Annotated in this window: 20 protein-coding genes and 2 tRNA genes; 17 read left to right on the top strand and 5 right to left on the bottom strand. The window is 36.2% G+C overall.

Annotation, left to right across the window (positions count from 1 at the left end; all coding sequences use genetic code 11):
* The first annotated feature begins 620 nt into the window (after positions 1-620).
* From AC3IRX_RS06490 to AC3IRX_RS06435, 12 genes are all read left to right on the top strand, one after another.
* A complete protein-coding gene (locus AC3IRX_RS06490) occupies positions 621-1,991 on the top strand; it encodes a phage integrase SAM-like domain-containing protein (protein ID WP_489209060.1) in 1,371 nt (456 codons plus the stop codon).
* Between the two features lies 1 nt (position 1,992).
* Positions 1,993-2,334 (top strand): hypothetical protein, encoded by a 342-nt coding sequence (locus AC3IRX_RS06485; RefSeq protein ID WP_489209059.1) that lies wholly within the window; start codon positions 1,993-1,995, stop codon positions 2,332-2,334.
* A gap of 144 nt (positions 2,335-2,478) precedes the next feature.
* Positions 2,479-3,099, top strand: a complete 621-nt coding sequence (locus AC3IRX_RS06480; RefSeq protein ID WP_489209058.1) for a hypothetical protein — start codon at positions 2,479-2,481, stop codon at positions 3,097-3,099.
* Between the two features lie 228 nt (positions 3,100-3,327).
* Positions 3,328-3,558 (top strand): hypothetical protein, encoded by a 231-nt coding sequence (locus AC3IRX_RS06475; RefSeq protein WP_489209057.1) that lies wholly within the window; start codon positions 3,328-3,330, stop codon positions 3,556-3,558.
* Between the two features lie 2 nt (positions 3,559-3,560).
* Positions 3,561-5,735, top strand: a complete 2,175-nt coding sequence (locus AC3IRX_RS06470) for a DUF3987 domain-containing protein (RefSeq protein ID WP_489209056.1) — start codon at positions 3,561-3,563, stop codon at positions 5,733-5,735.
* Between the two features lie 185 nt (positions 5,736-5,920).
* Positions 5,921-6,235, top strand: coding sequence for a hypothetical protein (locus tag AC3IRX_RS06465; protein WP_489209055.1), 315 nt, complete (start codon positions 5,921-5,923; stop codon positions 6,233-6,235).
* Positions 6,236-6,240: 5 nt separating this feature from the next.
* Entirely contained in the window at positions 6,241-6,549 is a 309-nt protein-coding gene (locus AC3IRX_RS06460; protein WP_489209054.1) for a hypothetical protein, read from the top strand.
* 13 nt (positions 6,550-6,562) lie between these two features.
* Positions 6,563-7,168, top strand: a complete 606-nt coding sequence (locus AC3IRX_RS06455) for a hypothetical protein (RefSeq protein ID WP_489209052.1) — start codon at positions 6,563-6,565, stop codon at positions 7,166-7,168.
* A 316-nt stretch (positions 7,169-7,484) separates the two neighbouring features.
* A complete protein-coding gene (locus tag AC3IRX_RS06450; RefSeq protein ID WP_489208805.1) occupies positions 7,485-8,687 on the top strand; it encodes an IS256 family transposase in 1,203 nt (400 codons plus the stop codon).
* Positions 8,688-8,835: 148 nt separating this feature from the next.
* Complete coding sequence (locus tag AC3IRX_RS06445) at positions 8,836-9,612, top strand: TIGR04255 family protein (RefSeq protein WP_489209051.1); 777 nt, start codon at positions 8,836-8,838, stop codon at positions 9,610-9,612.
* A complete protein-coding gene (locus AC3IRX_RS06440) occupies positions 9,606-10,130 on the top strand; it encodes a hypothetical protein (protein ID WP_489209049.1) in 525 nt (174 codons plus the stop codon). Before AC3IRX_RS06445 ends, AC3IRX_RS06440 begins: the two co-directional genes overlap by 7 nt.
* Positions 10,117-10,674 (top strand): hypothetical protein, encoded by a 558-nt coding sequence (locus tag AC3IRX_RS06435; RefSeq protein WP_489209047.1) that lies wholly within the window; start codon positions 10,117-10,119, stop codon positions 10,672-10,674. Before AC3IRX_RS06440 ends, AC3IRX_RS06435 begins: the two co-directional genes overlap by 14 nt.
* A gap of 289 nt (positions 10,675-10,963) precedes the next feature.
* Here AC3IRX_RS06435 and AC3IRX_RS06430 read toward each other — a convergent pair.
* The 4 genes from AC3IRX_RS06430 to AC3IRX_RS06415 form a co-directional block, all read right to left on the bottom strand.
* A tRNA-Glu gene (locus AC3IRX_RS06430) sits at positions 10,964-11,035 on the bottom strand.
* Between the two features lie 11 nt (positions 11,036-11,046).
* Complete coding sequence (gene rpsT / locus AC3IRX_RS06425; RefSeq protein WP_459083213.1) at positions 11,047-11,301, bottom strand: 30S ribosomal protein S20; 255 nt, start codon at positions 11,299-11,301, stop codon at positions 11,047-11,049.
* Between the two features lie 256 nt (positions 11,302-11,557).
* Positions 11,558-11,629 (bottom strand) — tRNA-Glu (locus AC3IRX_RS06420).
* A 76-nt stretch (positions 11,630-11,705) separates the two neighbouring features.
* A complete protein-coding gene (locus AC3IRX_RS06415) occupies positions 11,706-13,010 on the bottom strand; it encodes an N-acetylmuramoyl-L-alanine amidase family protein (protein ID WP_489209045.1) in 1,305 nt (434 codons plus the stop codon).
* Between the two features lie 34 nt (positions 13,011-13,044).
* Between AC3IRX_RS06415 and AC3IRX_RS06410 the strand changes: the two genes are divergently transcribed.
* The 3 genes from AC3IRX_RS06410 to AC3IRX_RS06400 are packed head-to-tail and all read left to right on the top strand — an operon-like array spanning position 13,045 to position 16,554.
* Complete coding sequence (locus AC3IRX_RS06410) at positions 13,045-15,660, top strand: putative LPS assembly protein LptD (RefSeq protein ID WP_489209043.1); 2,616 nt, start codon at positions 13,045-13,047, stop codon at positions 15,658-15,660.
* Between the two features lie 47 nt (positions 15,661-15,707).
* Positions 15,708-16,091 carry a RidA family protein gene (locus tag AC3IRX_RS06405; RefSeq protein WP_489209041.1) on the top strand — a complete coding sequence of 128 codons (384 nt, stop codon included), beginning with the start codon at positions 15,708-15,710 and terminating at the stop codon, positions 16,089-16,091.
* Between the two features lie 4 nt (positions 16,092-16,095).
* Entirely contained in the window at positions 16,096-16,554 is a 459-nt protein-coding gene (locus AC3IRX_RS06400; RefSeq protein WP_489209039.1) for a hypothetical protein, read from the top strand.
* An 82-nt stretch (positions 16,555-16,636) separates the two neighbouring features.
* On the opposite strand, the gene AC3IRX_RS06395 is transcribed toward AC3IRX_RS06400, so the two are convergent.
* A complete protein-coding gene (locus AC3IRX_RS06395) occupies positions 16,637-18,154 on the bottom strand; it encodes a trypsin-like peptidase domain-containing protein (RefSeq protein ID WP_489211476.1) in 1,518 nt (505 codons plus the stop codon).
* A 239-nt stretch (positions 18,155-18,393) separates the two neighbouring features.
* On the opposite strand from AC3IRX_RS06395, the gene AC3IRX_RS06390 reads away from it, so the two are divergent.
* Positions 18,394-19,638, top strand: a complete 1,245-nt coding sequence (locus AC3IRX_RS06390; RefSeq protein ID WP_489209038.1) for a peptidase U32 family protein — start codon at positions 18,394-18,396, stop codon at positions 19,636-19,638.
* Positions 19,639-19,653: 15 nt separating this feature from the next.
* The gene (locus AC3IRX_RS06385; protein ID WP_459083219.1) at positions 19,654-19,884 is read left to right on the top strand and encodes a ferredoxin; all 231 of its coding nucleotides are present in this window, start codon (positions 19,654-19,656) and stop codon (positions 19,882-19,884) included.

Here is a 19,884-nt window from a genome sequence, read left to right as displayed (position 1 = left end):
CTTTCCATTTATTGCTTGTGAGTGTATTCTTCACCCAGCAATGGACAAATTTAAATGGAACTAATATTTGGCTGCGAATAGAAGCCGTATTTCTGCCCTAATTAAACAGGTTAAATGCACCGGATTAATAATTACTAATACTAAACGCCATATATCGAACAGAAAAAATATAGATGAATCTAATTCCCATGTCAAAGGACCATAATTATCCCATATAAAAAAATACCTCGAACGAGGTATTTTTTAGGTAAAGGACTTGCATAACATGGTTCCTTTTTGATTATGTATTCACCATTTGTGGAACTAAGTATATACACATAGATACTTGTTACGTGAATTAAATTGAAAGTATGCAGATATAATAATCGTGAAAAGAAGGTTTTGAACACAAAAAAAGCGGATTAAAAATAATCCACTTTGTTAATTGTAGCCCGTAGGGGACTAAAATAGATGAAATTCTATAAAATTGGATGAAATGTATTTTTTGCTAAATGTCCTGATAAAAGCACTTTGCAAATATAAATAATTTCAAACAATAAAATATAGCCTCAAAAAATAATACAAAAAAATACAAATAGCCAAAATAAATATTATCTTTGAAGTGTTAAAAGTATAATATTATGGCTTCAGTCAATTTTCTTAGTAGATCCTCAAAGCAAAATGAGTGTTTCACTGCAAGACTTCAGTTTTTCCAGAATGATGTTTTAACATTTGTAGAAGCAAAGACAGAAATCTATGTTTTCAGTCCTGAAGAGGTTTTAGAAAATCCTATGCTTAACGGCAAAAAGTTTTGGACTAAATACAAAAAATACAAAGGCACTGATCTGCATATTAAAAACATTATTGTAAGAACTCTAAACGATCAGGATAATATTAGAAAGCACATTCTAAATAAATATGATGCTGGAAAGTTTTTTGATCTGGAAGGCTCTAAGAAAATACCTTCAGAAATTCCTACAAAAATCTGGCTTCAGTCAGTAGTCAAAGAGTATTATAATGATCTGAAAAAAAGAGAGGATCTGGCAGCCTTAGCAGATACGCCTTTAGAGATCTTATGGCACTTTGATAACTATATCAAACTGAAGGGCAAAAGGCTGGCAGATAGAACTATCTTAAAGCTGAAGGATACTAAGAAAATCCTAAAGGAGTTTGAGGCTTTTCAAAGCTCTATCAAGGGATATGATGTTAAATATTCTGTTAAAGATGTGAATCCAGAATTTCAGTATGATCTGGAGAAATATCTATCTGAAAACAAAAACTATTCTCACAATACAATAGCTAAAACTATTAAGATCCTCAGAACTATCTGTATCTATTCCAGAAATTACGGTATTATGTTGGATGCCAGATTTGAATTAGTGAAATTAGCCTATGAGGAAACTGATATAGTTTATCTCTCATTCTCAGAGCTGGAGAAAATCAAAAATAAAGAGATGCCAGCACATTTAGAGGATGCAAGAGACTGGCTCTATATTTCGTGCTTTTTAGGGCAAAGGATCAGCGACTTTATGAAGTTTAATTCTAAGATGCTTAGAAAAGAGAATGAGGATTATTTTATAGACTTCATTCAGGAAAAGACAAATAAGAAAATAGCTTTATTGCTGCATCCAGCAGTTATAGAGATCCTAAAAAAGAGAAAACTGGAGTTTCCTAACTTCATTCTGGATCAGGAATATAACGAACAAATAAAAGAGGTTTGCGAGATAGCAGAAATAGATGAGAATACTGAAGGCTCTATTTTGACTGAAGTTAAAGAGAGTGTATGGAGAAAAGTCAAAGGCATTTATCCAAAATTTAAACTCATAGGCAGCCACATAGGAAGGAAATCATATTGCACTAACTTTTACTCTAAAATTCCTACTTCCTTAATACTGGAGGTTTCAGGACATTCAGAGGAAAGAACTTTGCTTGCTTATATCGGCAAAAAGGATAACACAAACGCCAAAATGATCAAAAATTATTATACAAATATTGACATAACTAAAGATTAAAATGAAAGTAGATCACAAAAAATATTCTTTGTTTGAGTATGAGAGCAAAGATATAGACAGAAATCCCTTTCAGCTGGGAGATGTAGTAATTAATGACAGAAATGAGATAGGAGTAGTAATACAGCTCTATGACATTTCTGAAGGAGATTTAAGAGCTGATATGTTTGGGAACTTTCCAGCTGATCAGTTAAGACTTGCAACGGATCAGGAAATAAAGAAATTCAGACCTGAATTATTTAGGTATTATGTTTTTTGTGATATGACTTCAGAGACATATTACACTAACTCACTGCCTGAAGCAAAAGCAAAGGCACTAAATGTAGAGGCTAATGTATTTGATTAGGAAACTAAAAAAGTAATTTTTCAAAGTTTATAGGCTGCGAAATGTGCGAAATGTGCGAAATGCAGTATTCATAGGCTTTAGCACTCGCAAAAGTGATTTTTCCACTTTGCGAAATGTGCGAAATGTATAGTTAAAAGTATAAAAATGAGTGATTTTTTAGATTTTGTTAGTACTCATAAGGCTGAAGCCTATGAGATTGATATGGGAAAAGAGTTTGGCAATGTCTGGCATATTCTGAGAAAATGGCAGCGAAAACTATCTAATGCAGAAAGTCCTGAAGAGATTCAGGAAGTGAGGCAATCTGCAAAAAAAGCGTATTTGAGCACTAAAGAGGATCTACTGAGACTCTTAGAATTTCAAACTCTAACAAAGAGACATCTGGCAGAAATACGGATCTATTTTGAGTATAAAGATTTGTATGAAAAGACTAAAGAGCCGAAAAAGCAAAGGCAGCCGAAAAAACTACCTGAATTTCATGAGTTTTTTGATAAGGGAAAAGTTCCACCAAATGAAAGGGATGAGTTTAAGCGGAAAGCCAGAAAAGAATTTATAAATGATCCTAAAGAGTTAGGCAGCAAAATAGCTGAATGCCAAAATGCTGGCACATTAAAAATCATTGATAGATCAAATTTCAGTTTAACGAATTTCCTGAAGTCAATAACAGAGCAAAGCTGGAATAAGTCAAAAGAGAACTATGTTAGAGAAGGCTATAAAAATAAATTAGAAATTTTGGAAATGATAAAAAGCCCTGATAGAGAGAAATAGCAAAGATGCTAAATGCTACAAAAATGCTGGAAGTTTGCAGCATTTTTATTGTGAAAGCATTTGATATAGTTTTGCTTCAGTAAAACAAAAAACCACCAGCGGAAAGCTGATGGAGAAATTTGTAAATTTTTTAATTACGCTTAAAGATTGAGCCCTAAAAGCATTACAAAAATACAAATTTCTCTCAGTTTCCAAAGGTGGTAATAAAAACCTATAAAATTACTACTAATGGAAAATCCTTTCATTACTATTGAAAATCAGTTAGCCAGCCTTAATGCTAAGTTAGATAAGGCACTGGCATTAATTCCCGATGCTGAAACGGATCTTTTAACGCCTCAGGAGTTTGCAAAAGTTGTTAAAAAGTCTATGCCTACTATTTGGAGGTGGGAGACTGAAGGCAAAATAAAGCCTATCATAATTGCAGGCAAAAAGTATTATAAAAATCCTAAAGCCTCTTAGAGATGAATGATTTTTCAATACTGGATCCTAAAGTATCTGTATTTGAGAGTATCAAAAATCCTAAAAATGTTACTGATAGCACTTTTGCAGGGATCTGTAAAAGAATTATGACTGATAAAAGGATAAAAGAGACTCAAACACAATACAGAAAAACTAAGGATAATAATCTAAAAAACTTGCTGCCAGCGTTTACGGCTTCAGGCACATTCACTCAAAGAAATATCAAAGGCTTTAAGACTGCCAGCGGTTTGATGGTTTTGGACTTTGACAAGTTTCCAGATCCTGAAACGCTTCAGGCTGAAAGACTGAAGTTAATCAGTGATCCTATTGTAAGAGCTGCATTTATAAGCCCTTCAGGAAACGGATTAAAGACAATTATTAATATTCCAATAGTTAGCAATGCAGCTGAATATAAAAAGATCTTTGAGGCTTTAGAAAAGCGTTTTAACTCGCAATATTTTGACAGAAGCACCTCAGATATTAGCCGCCTTTGCTTTTTGGCTTATGATCCTGAAATTTATGTAAATAATGATGCAGAAGTATTTCAGCCTGATCAGCCTTCAGGATCTGAAGAGGCTGAAGCATTTCAAAGGCTTTTAGTCTGGATGCAAAACAAAGGCAGCCACTTTGTAGAAGGCAATAGAAATAACTTTGTCAATATTTTGGCTGGTGCTTGCTGCCGATTTGGTATAGGCAAAAATGAGGCTTTTGAAATGATCCTGAATGAGATTTATGTCTCTGATGATTTTCCATTATCTGAAGTCAAAAGCTCTATCAATTCTGCATACAAAAAAAATCAGTTTGCCTCTGAGTCCTTTGATGAGGATTTTGAGACTAAAATGAGAAAGGCTGCCGATGCTGAAGCACTGGAACTCAGAAGGACAAATAAAAATGAGTTTCCTATCTCAGTAATGCCTAAGCGGATCCAGCAGATAGTTATCTCTTTGAATGAGACTTTAAATTTTCCTCCAGATTTTACGGCTGCATCTATGCTTTATGCTGCATCTGTCTGCAATGGCTTAGCGGTTAAAGTTAAGTTTCAAAATGGCTGGTTAGACATAGGAGCTATTTATATTGCTTTAGTTGGTAAGGCTGGAACTATAAAAACTCATCCTCTAAATTTTGCCCTGAAGCCGATCAAAAATAGAGACTCTGAAGCCTATAAAGAATATGAAGCAAATAGGGCTCAGTATGATCTCATTAAGTCTCTGAGCAAAAAGGAAAGAGAAGAACTGCTATTATCTGAGGATGAAATGCAGCTGCCTAAATGGGATCAGCATTTAGTATCTGATTTTACGCCTGAAGCCCTTATAGATGTAATGGCACACAATAAAAGAGGTTTAGGCGTGTATGTAGATGAGCTTGCAAGCTGGTTTAAGAATTTTAACCGATACAACAAAGGCAGTGAAGAGCAATTCTGGCTATCTGTCTGGAGTGGAAACTCAATAACACTCAATAGAAAGACCTCTATGAATATGCATATTTCAGAGCCTTTTATATCTGTTATCGGAACTATTCAGGATAGCGTATTGAGTGAGATGGCTGAAAACCGAATAGAAAACGGCTTTATGGATAGGATCCTTTATGCTTTTCCTGATGATCAGGATAAAAAGGCGTGGAACTCCAAAGAGCTGGATGAGGCTATATTTTCTGAATGGGATAAGATCCTCAGTAAGCTCTTAAAATTAGACTCTGAAGCTGGTTTAGTGTTAGAGTTTGAAGCTGAAGCAAAGAGCCGCCTGATGCAATGGCAGCAGGATGTGACAGACTTTCTAAATATGCCTGAAAATGATGTTTTGAGGAGTGTTTATGCAAAATTAGAGACTTATGCTATTAGATTTTCTTTGCTTCTGGAGTTGCTCTATTTTGCGTGCAATGAGAGCAAACTGAAGTCTATTTCTTTGAGATCTGTTGAGGCTTCACTGGAACTCATTCAATACTTTTCTAAGACTGCAATGAAGGCACATTCAGCCCTTTCAAATTCTGATCCTATCAGCAAACTGCCATTAATGAAACAAAGAGTATTTAATGCCCTTCCTGAAGAGTTTAAGACTTCAGAAGGTTATAAAATAGCCTTTCAAAATGAAATGTCTAATAGGAGTTTTGATAACTATCTGAAAGATGAAAAACTATTTACAAAATTGAAAAAAGGAGTTTATAAGAAAGTGATTTTATAGGATGCGAGACTATTACGGATCTCATTGTTAGAGTAAATTTTTGTTCATTTTTAGAGTTTCCGTAATAGCTTTTCGCACATTTCGCAAAGTGGAAAAATCACTTTTGCGAGTGCTAAAGCCTATGAATACTGCATTTCGCACATTTCGCACATTCCGCAATACTATAATTAATAAAAACTTAGATAATGAATACAAAAAGACATCAAATTGTAAAGCAAATTTTCAAAAAGAGAAATAACTCTTTTTGGCTGATAGCACTGGATAATGATCAGTATCTACTTTGCAGCAGATCAAAGATAGATCTACTTTCTGAAAGGGAAAAGGATCTTTTCAGAGATAAGAATGAGGATAAATTTTCGATGCCTTATAGCTGGATGTTAGATACTGAAACTTATTTCAAAAAGACTAAGGAGTACCAAAAGCAATTATTTGAATGGATGGGAGCACCTGAAAAGCCTATTTTCATTCAATTTGAAGCGGATAAACAAACGGAAATTTAACGGAAATGAGAAATAAGGATGGAACTTTTGCCAAAGGCAATAACATAAGCAAAGGCAGACCGAAAGGCAGTAAGAACAAACAAACCGAAAATATTAGGCAATTCTTTATTGATTTTGTGGATGAAAATAAGGAGTCACTGCAATTAGATTTTGAGATTCTGGAGCCAAAAGATAGGTTTAAATACATTTTTGAAATGGCTAAATTTTTCCTTCCAAGCCTCAAAGCTATTGAGTTTGGCAATGTGCTGGATGAGATGAGCGAGGCTGATTTTGAGACACTATTAGAAAAACTTAAAAAAGAATATGAAATCTAAAAATATTACCAAAATGAAAAATGAATTAATTTTCTTAGATCAGAAAGCACTGGATAAAGCTAACAAAGATCTGGCAGCAGCAGCCGAAAAACTAAACGGCTTTGTAAAAATGACTACAAACCTATTAGGCAGCTTAGAGCCTTCACAGATTGAAGGATTAAAGAGTAATGCTCTGAGTGTGATCTCTGATGAGGTTAAAAGTCGGTTTATGTTTCCGTATGCAAGTGAGGCATTTAATTTAGAGGCTTTAGGGCTGGATCCAGAGCCTTTGTATGAATACTTCAGAAAGCATTCAGGATTATGGAACTCATTCAAATTTAGATTTGATCCAGATTTTAAAGAGTTTCAGGCTGAAGAGAAGCAAAGCCAGATAGATGCTTGCTACTATTATGCAGATACGCCTGAAAGGATCAGACTAATGAAATTAGCCAGAAAAACAATTAGCCTCTATGAAGAGTTGATGCAGTCTAAACTAATTGTTAATCCTACAATGTTTTGGCAGTGCTTCACTTATGGACTGTTCACTCAGGATTATGACAATAAACTATCTATTTCGCCTCATAGTATTGAGTCTTTTATCCTGAAAGCAGATAGAGGAGAGTTTGAGGCAAGGAAATAGCCCTAAAAATGAGGATTAAGCATAAAGGCATTAATCCTCATTTCTTTTCTGAAGCTGCCTAAATTGCAATTTTCCAGAAAAATACCTAATGTAAAAGCCACTTGAATTGCTTCATGTGGCTTTTTGTTGTTAAAAGTATAGTATTATGATTATGTAATACTAAGGCAAAACTAAATTTAATCTTTGATACTGCCAAATAATGGTAGTGTTTCACTAACTGTGTAAGTTGAAAAGTTATTCTGAAAAATTTTGAGTCCTTAAAAACTCAAAACTTTTTCGGAAATAACTTTTTACTATTTTTAAACTTTATACAGTTATGATTGACAAAGAAGAATTATTAAACAACAAGGATTTTTACAAATCCTTCAAGAACAGCGAAGATCTTACCTCGTTCTTCAAAACAATGCACAAACGAGCCGTAGAACATATGCTCGAAGCAGAACTAGATGACCATCTAGATACTAATAAACATCAGAAAACGAAAGACGGCAACTATCGCAATGGTCATCAGAGTAAGAAGATAAAAACCTCTTTTGGCGAAGATGAAATTAAAGTTCCGCGTGATCGACAAAGTACTTTTGAGCCGATGATAGTTCCCAAAAGGCACAATATTATTGATGGTTTAGAAAATATTATAATATCATTTTACGCCAAAGGAATGAGTGTGAGTGATATTGAAGAACAAATCAAGGACATGTATGATTTTGATGTCTCAACCTCAACAATCTCCAGGATCACCAATGCTGTTTCCAGTGAAATTGTCGCTTGGCAAAATCGACCTTTAGAGGATTTATACCTTATTGTTTGGATGGATGGAATCGTTTTTAAAGTTCGTGAGAACTCTAAAGTCATCAATAAAACCATCTATCTTGCTGTGGGTCTGCGACGTGACGGAAAGAAAGAAGTTCTAGGAATGTGGCTAGGGAAGAGTGAAAGCTCCAGTTTTTGGATGAGCGTGTTAACCGATATGAAAGCACGTGGCGTGGAAGACATACTTATCACTGCAACGGATAACCTTAATGGATTCACCCAGACTATTCGCAGTGTGTTCCCCCAATCGCAAACTCAAATTTGCGTAGTTCATCAAATTAGAAATGCTTGCAAATATGTGGTTTGGAAGGACAGGAAAGCCTTTACTTCCGATATGAAACATATCTACAACGCACCCACAAAACAAGCCGCAGAAGCCGCTTTAAATGATTTTGCAGAAAAATGGGAATCTAAATATTCCTATGCAATTAAGTCCTGGAGAGATAATTGGGATGAATTAACCGTGTTTTTTGAATTCCCTGTTGAAATCCGAAAAATCATTTACACCACAAATTTAATCGAAAATCTCAATGGAAAAATAAGAAAATACACCAAAAATAAAATGTCCTTTCCTACGGATGATGCAGTTTTAAAGTCAGTTTTCCTCGCCTTAAGAGAAGCAACAAAAAAATGGACAATGCCTATTAGAGATTGGGGTATCGTACTCAATCAATTTATGCTTATATTTGAAGATAGGCTTAAATTATAAATCTCAAGCCAATACTTTTCAACTTACACACTTTTTGGGATAGTGTCCAAATAATACAGAAATGTATTATAAATTTAAGTTAACTACTGATATTGTATTGTTTATTAAGTTTAAATAGTATATTTTTGTGGGAAAATAACCCTTATTTATGTTTACACCAATTTCAGGTAAACACTCAATTAGTAAAGTTATTGCTAATATTTTTCTGCCTCAGGGCATTATTAGACCTGATAATTTATTCAATAAATTACAAGAAAAAGATGCTTTAAATTCTTACCAAAAAAAAGGTATTGCGAGGAGTCAGACAATTAATTTCAATCAAAATACACTAAATATCTCTGATAATGAAATTAGCGGATTTGTTTGTGAAGAATTTAGTCATATAGGCAAAAGCATTAATGTTTTAAAGGTTGAGAATGTAAATGGAAACTCTAAATCTCAGATTAATTTTGAATGTAGAGAATATGATAGGTGGCAGCCGTTTAAAGAAAGATTTTACAAAGATGTAAACGAAATAGCAAAAGATTATCAATTATTCGTTGAGGCTATTTCTCTAAACTATGTTGATGAATTTATTTGGAAAAGTCCTGATAATATTCCAGTAAATGAAATCTTTGATGAGAATTCTGAGTTTCTTAACTCATCCTTTAAAAAATCGCATAATGGAACTATAGTGCTTATATCCCAGTCTGCAATGACAAACGATGCGCCATTGAAAGAGCAGAAAATTGAAATACTTTTTAATAATGATATAAAAAGAGTTATTGTAAATCATACAGTTGCAATAAAGCCAAAAGATATTAAGATTTTCACTGAAGATTTTGAAGCATTATCATCATATTTTGAAGAGGCACATTCAATCAATAAAGATCTATTGAAAAACATTTTAACTTTACATACTCAAAAGCAAATAGGACTATGTTAATTACAGGTACAATATTGTTAGCAGGACTTTCTGCCGAGGTTAAGAGAAACAGTTACATTGAGAGCTTTTATGGGGCATCAATGCTTGACGGTAATACTGAGCAAGTAGATTATATTGTTGCTAAAAAAAATAGCAATCGTGATTATACACAGAACAAAGAGGATATTTTCCTAAGACAAATTCAAAGAAATTTAATTCTTGAAGGAGTAAATCCAGAAGTTTTGAGTAACACTATGAATGTTTTAAGAAATGTTTCTGCCTTTTTTCTTTCAAACTTGAATGAAGAAAATGTTTATAAATCATCATATGGAACCGCTATAATGGAGTTAGAGTTGGATGATGACTTGTTTACATTAGAAGTAGGTAAAGATAGTTTTGGTTATTTCAGTGAGGTCAATGGTAGAATTAACCACAAAGTAGAAGAAGTTTTCTTTTCTAATGGTTCTGGATATGATGAGTCTTTAGGTAGTTTAAATCAGGATATTTTGGAATTTATTACAGTAGATGCTTATTCCTAAACATATTGATGCTTCTGAGTTTTTTGTAAGATTTATTTTTGCAGACCATTTTAAGAAAGAAATAGCACTTTCAAAAATTAAAGATCAAGAGATTTTCACATACTCATTTGATTTAGGAGTTTCACTTCAAAGAGCAAAATTTACAACAGAGGATTTTTGTAGATCCCAAGCTGAGCATGTAGCAAAAATTGCAAAAAAACAATTAGCAGGATTTGTCCTTTTTAAGAAATCTGATTTTTTGAATGCTTGTGATGAATTTAGGAAGGAGAATGCTGATAAAAGAGATTTTGATGCTATTCTGGAATTCACTCCTCTCTCCATGGAAGATGGAGAACTACTTTATTTAAGAGACAGAGATGTCATAAATACTAGTGATCAGGGCAATCCATCACATTGTGATATTATCTATCTAAATCCAGGTGTAAATATTAATATGGAAAAGCCACAGATTTCTTTAAGAATTTTTTCCAGAAAACTTTTCTCTAAATCAATCCCAATAATTGAAGTAGATGAAGTTAATACGCTTCTGTCAGCTTATTTCTAACTACCTATTTCGCAGCAGCATTTGGCAAAGTGAAAAATGTACTTTTGCGAGTGCTAAAGCCTATGAATACTGCGTTTCGCACATTTAGCACATTTCGCACTACTATAATTTATAAAAATATTTGATTTGCTGCCTACATCTCTGATCCAGATCCTATATTCTGGCTCTATTTTGAGTGAGAAAATAGCCTGAAAAAATAGTAAGTGCCAAAATAATACATATTAATACAAAAATAAAAGCACCTACTATTGTAAGTGCTTTATTTAAAAGGTTTTACCCTTTTGTTGTGTAGCCCGTAGGGGAGTCGAACCCCTCTTGCAAGAATGAAAATCTTGAGTCCTAACCGATAGACGAACGGGCCTCCTATACTAATTAAGCTAGTTTGTTAACGTGCTTAGTTAATTTGCTTTTTAGGTTAGCCGCTTTGTTTTTATGGATGATGTTTTTCTTAGCTAAACGATCCACTAGCGAGATAACTTTTGACAATTGCTCAGTAGCAGCTTGTTTGTCTTCTTCGTTTCTTAGTACCTTCACAGCTGTTCTTGCAGTTTTGTGATAGTATCTGTTACGCAGTCTTTTTGCTGCGTTTTGTCTGATTCTCTTTAGAGCTGATTTATGATTTGCCATAATTGTTTCTCAATTGTGGGTGCAAAGATAATACTATTTTTAATTCCCACAAATTAATTTTTAAAATTAATGAATTTTTTCTTTTATCTGAAGTAAGGTTCTATACTTTGCTTATTTCACCTTCTTATTTTTACTTTTCTACTCTCTGATTTAGAAAGAGCGGCAAAGATACAAGAATCTCTGCTGATTTCAAAGAGTGATTTCAATTTTCCTTTCTAAAAAGTGCATTATTGCAACGGGTAAAGTTAGGATATTGTAGCCTATAAGGGAATCGAACCCCTGTTGCAAGAATGAAAATCTTGAGTCCTTACCACTAGACGAATAGGCCGGATTTGAGGATTGCAAAAATACGGAATTAAATGGAGTTAGCCAACCATTAGCCAGTTCGTCAATAAAAGTGCTAATTAATTCAGTTTTTGAATCACCGTGCCTTCAATTCCTTTTTTCTCAAGATCTCTTTGAAGTTCAACTGCCGCTTCCAGCGTTTTCACGCTTCCGTACGTGTAATAGAAGACTCCATTCTCTTTGGTTCTGGTCACTTTATCCTTAAGGGTTTTCAGTAAGTAGGAGTTGCTACTTAGTCTACTTTTTGAAACTGCTACTTCAATTGTGTAGGACCCTTTCGACAACGCTTGATTGGGTGTAAACCCTATGGAAGTTGCGTTTCGGAATCCCGCATCTTTGGCGGTTTTTAAATTTGCGTCTCTAACCGATGCAAAATTCGTGGTTGCATAATAGTACTTGTAGAGCTTTCCTTCTTTTATAGTAAGGATATACTTTAGGCCTTTAAGTGCAGGGTCGGATTCATTGTATTTTGAATTCGAACTCATAAGTAGAATTCTGAAATCATTTTTTAAAGGTTGTTCCACTGGTTTTTCAGGAACTTTTTCAACGATTGGACTAGATTTCCCACCGGACTTACGGTCGTATGCTTTTTTGTAACTAACTATGGAATTGTAGATGCTTTCTGCGGTTTCGTTTTTTCCTTTTGTAGAAGCGAGATAGTGCGCTTCGTCGTAATTGGATATAAACCCTGTTTCAATTAAAACGGAAGGCATTGCATTCATTCTAAGTACGTGAAGGTTCATTTGTTTTACTCCGCGTGAGAGTCTTTGGTCTTTTTTAGAGAAATTCTCTTCGACATACCCCCCTAGAATTAAACTTGCCTCTAAGTATCTATTTTGTTGAATTTTTAAAGCAATTAGGGATTCAGGTGTTTTGGGATCATAAGATCCAAAGGTTTCCTTGTCCTTTTCATCTAAAAAGATCACGTCGTTCTCTGCTTTTGCCACTTCCAGATTTGTTCGATTCTGATCGGGCCCCTGTACGTAGGTTTCGGTTCCGTAAGGAGATGTTCTTTGATTCGCATTGAGGTGAATTGAAATAAAGAGATCGGCCTTGGATCGGTTGGCTAGATTGGTTCGGTCCGTAAGAGAAGGATAAACATCAGTTTTACGCGTATAGATTACTTTATAGTCTTTTTCTTTTTCAAGCATTCTACCCACTTTTAGGGTAATGTCTAAAGCAATGTCTTTTTCTGCAACATATCCAATGTCCGCATACTTACGATTTGCTCCGTGGTCATGACCGCCATGACCCGCATCTAGGACGACAACGAATTTATTCTGGCCCCAAAAAAAGGCACTAAAAAGAATAAAAAATATCCCCAAAAATTTATTGGGATAATTTGTTTTGCTATTCATCAACATTATTTAATAAAAATATTTAATTTTGACCCCATTAATGATAAACATAAAGCGAATCAAAATCAGCTTCAAAAATATATTACATATTTCAATTATCCTAATTTTTAACAGTTTTTTAGCACAAGTAAGCGCTCAGAATCAGGTTAAAAAAGAGGGGGTTGATACGGTTATGGTGAAATCAGACACTCTGAATTTAAGAGAGCCTGAGCCTTTGGCCGCTCCTGTGAACTCCACGGCGGATAACATTCGTACAGACGTGCCTAAGCGCATGACCTACCTGAATCAGAATGCGGAAGTCACCTATCAGGATATGAATATCAAGGCGGACTATATTTCTATTGATTGGAATACAGGGAATGTTTTTGCTCGTGGAAAACTCAATGAGAAAGGTCGTGTGATAGAACCTGTAATTACAGAGCAGGCAGGGAAAGTTTACGAAACCGATCAGTTCAATTTTAATTACAAATCCAAGCAGGCAATTGCTTACAACACCCGAACGGAAGAGAGTGAAGGTGTGATTGTAGCAGAAAAGACGAAGAAAATCAACGACTCTATTTTTTATATGCGTCGAGGTAAATACACGACGGATGAGTATTTTCTGAGTAAAAAAGATACCATTGCAGATTATTATCTGCTTGCACCGAATATTAAGCTAATAAAAGGAAAGAACAAATCCCAGGTGATTACGGGGCCTATTCAAATGTATATTGAGCAGGTTCCTACGCCTCTCGCTTTGCCCTTTGGAATTTTGCCTTTCTCAGACAAGAGATCCGCAGGGATCTTGATTCCAAGTTTTGGTGAAAGACAGGATGTTGGGTTCTTTTTGAACGGACTCGGGTATTACCAACCCATTGGTGAGCATTTCGATATGAAAGTAATGTTAGACTTTTTCACCAAAGGAAGTTGGAATATACGTCCAGAAGTCAATTATCGAAAGAACTACCGCTACAATGGGAACTTTAATTCCGAAGTGGGAACCACGGTTCGAGGAATTAAAGGACTTGATGATTATCAGAAATCCTCGACCTATCGAATTGGCTGGAGACATCAGCAAGATTCAAAAGCGAATCCTTATTTCAATTTTTCCGCCTCGGTCAACGTGGTAAGTAGCAAGTTCTATAGCAATACGATTAACAATAACCACATTTTTGATCAGAGTGTCCTTAACACGCAACAGAATTCAACGATTTCTGCAACCAAGCGTTTTTTGACGCTTCCTATTACGATTACAGGAACCGCTTCCTATTCCCAAAACTTTGCGGACGGCAGTGTCAACTTAAGGCTGCCTCAGATGAATGTGGCCATCAATCAGTTCTATCTATTCTCTCCCAAGGACGGGGGGATACGAGAAGGACTTTTGCAAAACATTACCGTAAACACAGGTCTTAACTTCTCGAATTCCATTAGTGGGGTAAAAGAAGAGGATATGTTCCAAAAAGCGATGTGGGACAACATGCAAACGGGACTTCAGAATAATTTATCCATTGCGACCAATACCACGCTCGCAAAGTATTTCACATTTTCACTTAGTGCAAGTGCAAACAATGTACTGACGACCAAAACCCTGGATCGTTTCTACGATCCTATTGAGGATAAAGTACAAAATGTTTACGAGAAAAAAATTGCAGGGTATTCCACATTCTCCACTTCAGCGAGTTTGCAAACCACACTTTATGGGATGCTAAATTTCAAAAAAGGAAGTCTTGTCGAACGCGTTCGCCATATGGTAATCCCAAGCATTGGATTTACCTACCAGCCCGATTTTGGAACTCCCGATTGGGGCTATTTTAAAAATTATTATTCAGCTACGGGTGAGCTTACTCCTTATTCTATTTTTGACGGAGGAATGTTTGGATCTCCCTCTAGCGGTATGGTTGGAGCCATGACCTACAGTATTGGAAACAATATTGAAATGAAAGTCCGAAACAAAGAAGATTCCACGGGCGTAAAAAAAGTGAAACTTTTTGAAAGTTTGAATATTTCAGGAGGATATAATTTTGCTGCAGAAAGCCACAAATGGAGTATGGTCAATATAAACGGACAAACTTCTTTATTCGACGGCAAAGTAAATATGAATACAAGTTTGGTCATTGACCCTTACGAAACGGTTTACGATGTGAACGGTTTGGGGACGAGAACCGAAAATTTCGGAAAATTTAATTTGCAAGGGTTTAATATTCAAATGTCTGTTCCTTTAAGTGATGCGCTTTTTGCGTCGAAAGACAAGAAAAGTCCAGAAGAAATGTACAAAACCAGAGGAGAGATTCGAAATGAAAATTATTATTTTGATGAGTTTAACTATGCTCATTTTTCTCAGGCATGGACTCTGAATTTAAATGCGAATTATGCCTATACCCAAGGGGCAACTCAGTTTGGGAATAAGGTGGCGTCCGTCGGTATTGACGGCTCTATCAAGCTAACTCCGTTTTGGAACATTACGGGAAGCACGCATTATGATTTTATTACTAAGAAGCTTGCGTATACTCGAATCGGGTTCTTTCGAGACCAGCGAAGTTTCACAATCAACTTTAACTGGGTGCCTTTCGGGCAGTACAAAGTCTATGACTTCTTTATCGGAATCAAAGCGAATATACTAAGCGATGCGATTAAATACAATGATCGTAGCTTCACCGAACCGAATTCAAAATTCTAGACTTTCGAGTATTTTAATAATAATATTACCTTTGCAAAAATTCAACTATGGAAAAAAGATATATAAACACTACGAAAGCGCCTGCTGCAATAGGTCCCTATTCACAAGCTGTTCTTGCCAAGGGAGTTCTTTATATTTCAGGTCAAATCCCATTAGACCCTGCGAGCGGTAAGCTAATTGAAGGAATCGAAAAGGCGACTCATCAAGTGATGCAGAACCTTCAGGCGATTCTTGAGGAGTCAGGGATGGATTTTAGACATGTGGTCAAGTCAAGTATTTTTCTGACCAACATGGATGATTTTGCTCTTATGAACGAAGTGTATGCGTCTTATTTGAATCCTGAAAATTTACCGGCTAGGGAAACGGTTCAAGTGTCTTCTTTGCCTAAAAATGTAGAGGTCGAGATATCGATGATTGCCTACGAGAATTAATCAGATGAATTTCCTTCGTAATACAATTGCCGTCCTATTAGGGCTGGGAATCGCAGGTCTTATTATTAGCTTCGGAATTCGAATTAATCCGGATTGGATTACCTATGAGCGGTTTTCAGCATTTCAATCGTGGGAGAACTTTCTTTACTCCATGAAGGATAATGATGGCTTTTTTGTCTTCCTACTTTTCCTTTCGGGGATTGGTGCTACCATAGGAGGTGTTTTGACCGCGATTGTAGTGAAATATGCGAAGGTAGCTTATGCCATCCTTATTGGGTTCATCCTTTTGTTTATTGCAATGATGGATGTAATTGTAAATCCTTATCATCCTACTTTTTATAAGATCCTCATCTTTTTGACTTTTTTTCCTTTTTCGTGGATTGGTGGAAAAATCACCGAGGTGATTTACGATAGAAAGGAAAGACAGGCAAGGAAAAAAGAAAAGAAGTCTTTAGAAAATTAAAAAGAAATTTTTCTACAATAGAAAAAGGGCTTCGAAGAAATTCGAAGCCCTTTTTTAATCCACTATTTGAAACGAAAGTTTCTTATTGTGGCATTTTAAATCCTTGTGTGTAGATTCCGCCACGTTCATTGACATACTTCACTTGAACGTTTCCGGTAAAGCCATTTAGTATTTTGTCGACGTCTTTTTGGGAGTTTACGGGTTTGCCGTTGATCTCAATGACGATGTAGTTGTCTACAACTCCGATCTTAGCCATTTCTCCACCTTGGACAACGTTTCTGACAAGAACTCCACTATTTAGCCCGTAACGAGTCTTAAATCCTTCGTTTAGGGGTTGGAACTCCGCACCAATTTTTTCAGAGACTGTAAGATCGGCACGAGTACGGACCGAGGTGTTTCCTTTTTGGTCTTTTAAAACCACACGAACGGTGTTCTCTTTGCCATTCCGGTTGTAGGTTACATTTACTGCATCTCCAGGTCTTTTACTACCTACTGCTACTGATAGGTCAGCAAAATCGGTTATGTTTTGGTTGTCCACTTTGTTTATAATGTCTCCCGCTTTTAATCCCGCATCTTCAGCCCCGGATTTTGCTGAGACTTCTCTTACGTAGATTCCCACACCCGGCTTCAAACTCGTTTTGTATTCTCGGTTGTACAGAGCTACTTGCTGTTCGTCGGAAAGATCAATCGACATTACCCCTAAGAATCCTCTTTGAACCAGTCCGAACTTTTTAATGTCTTCGACAATCTTACGCGCAAGATTAGAAGGAACTGCAAATCCATACCCTTGGTAATATCCATTCGTAGAGGCAATGGCTGAATTGATTCCAATTAAATCCCCGCTTGTATTGACTAGGGCACCTCCTGAGTTCCCCATATTAATGGCTGCGTCCGTTTGAAGGAAACTTTCAATCGGGTTGGTTGCTGATCCTTGGGAGAGGATTCCAATTCCTCTTCCTTTCGCTGAAATAATTCCGGCAGTGGCCGTTGAGTTTAACCCTAAAGGATTCCCAACAGCAAGTACCCATTGACCTACTTCGACAAGATCAGAGTTTGCAAAGTTTAGGTAGGGCAGCCCCTTTTCTTCAATCTTTAATAAAGAGATGTCTGTGTTTGGATCCGTACCGACTAAAGTCGCGGTATAGCTTTTCTTGTTACTTAGAACTACTTCCAATTTGGAAGCTCCCGCCACCACGTGGTTATTTGAAATAATATAGCCATCCGGTGAGATGATTACTCCGGATCCCATTCCACTTGGCATATTGTCTGGACGTTGTTGTTGTCTGGGTTGAGCACGTTCCCCAAAGAACCATTCGAAAATATCTTGTTCAGAACTACGTCCTGCAGATCTTGTGGAGTAATTTTTAATGGTTACCACAGCTGGGACCGTCATTTTTGCCGCCGTGGTAAAGTCTGTTCCTGTACTGGCTCCTCCGATGGAAGCGAAATGAGCACTATCGTTTTTATTTGAACTGAAATAAGAGTAATCTTGCAAGCTTGCTTGCTGATTTTCAACTAGTTTAATACCGCCAAATACGGTAGCTCCTGAGATAACCCCTACAAGAGCGAAGGGTAGCATTTTTTTGACTTTCTCTGTCATTTTTATCTTTCTCATTATTAAGTTAATTGGTATGTATCGCAAATTTAACACTAAATAGGTATGCAGTCAAATGAGCTTGTTTCATATTTAACGGAACTTTAACAAGATTTATCACTTATTTAGAGAATTCCCTTGCGTTCTAAAGCTTCGGTGAAAGATATGGGACTATAAGAGACGGATTTAAGTCATTTTTGCACAAAATTTAAAACCATATCTTTGCAAAAATTTTAGATATCATAATGACAAATACAGGAAAAATTGAATTGATGGCTCCCGCGGGAGACTTTACGGCCATGCAAGCTGCGCTTGACAATGGTGCAGATTCTATTTATTTTGGCGTTGAGCAGCTCAACATGCGTGCTCGCGCTTCCATGAATTTTACCATCGACGACCTTCCCGAAATATCGAGACGTTGCAAAGAAAAAGGAGTACGTACCTATTTGACGCTCAACACAATTGTGTACGATCATGACCTTTCCATCATAAAAACCTTACTAGATAAAGCGAAGGCTGCCGAGCTGACTGCTGTGATAGCGATGGATCAGGCGGTTATTTCCTATGCCAGACAAATAGGACTTGAAGTACACATCTCCACTCAGATTAACATTACCAATATCGAAACTGTGAAATTTTATGCACTGTTTGCAGATACGATGGTCATGAGTAGAGAGCTCAGCATAACACAAATAAAAAAGATTTGTGAACAAGTAAAAAGAGACGAGGTTAGAGGTCCTAACGGAGAACTTGTTGAGATTGAAATCTTTGGACACGGAGCCCTTTGTATGGCGGTTTCCGGAAAATGTTATCTTAGTTTGCATTCCAGTAACTCTTCAGCAAACAGAGGGGCCTGCAAACAAAACTGTAGAAAAAAATATACGGTAATTGACCAAGAATCTGGATTTGAAATTGAATTAGACAATGAATACATGATGTCTCCTAAAGACCTATGTACGATTGGATTTTTAGATCAAGTTGTGGATGCGGGTGTAAAAGTATTGAAGATTGAAGGACGTGGACGTGCACCTGAATATGTGGCCACAGTCGTAAAATGCTACCGCGAAGCGATTGACGCTGTTGCAGACGGTACCTTTAGTCAAGAGAAAGTGAAAGGATGGATGGACCAATTAGAAACCGTTTACAATAGAGGTTTCTGGAGTGGGTACTATTTAGGACAGGAGCTTGGTGAATGGTCTGAGAATCCAGGTTCAAGTGCGACGCAGAAAAAAGTATACATTGGAAAAGGTCGTCATTTCTATCCGAAATCCAACGTAGCTGAATTTTTAATTGAAGCGTACGACTTAAGTGTAGGGGATAAAATTCTTATACAAGGGCCGACTACCGGTTCACAAGAAATGGTAGTAGAACGTATGCTCATTGATGAGAAAGGTGAAGCAGAAAAAGCAAGCAAAGCGGATGTAATTACTTTCAAAACAGAATTTAGAGTAAGACCTTCCGACAAACTTTATAAAATTGTTGAGGCTTAAGCAAGGAAGGGAACTATGGTGATTGTTACGCTACAAAGAGATAAATGCATTGGCTGCAACTACTGTGCAGAGTTTGCGCCGGAGTATTTTCGAATGTCTAAAAAAGATGGAAAATCGGTACTTTTGAAATCTACGGATAAGAAAGGATTTTTCACTTTGAAGACCCCTTTTCCAGAAGCATTAACGCCGTGTGAAAGGGCAGCTAAGGCTTGCCCCGTCAATATAATCTCTGTTAAAGAAGTGTAA

The sequence above is a fragment of the Epilithonimonas sp. KH_059 genome, from assembly GCF_057838485.1.
Note: the sequence above shows the minus strand (reverse complement) of the source record. Positions and strands in the feature narration are given on the sequence as shown.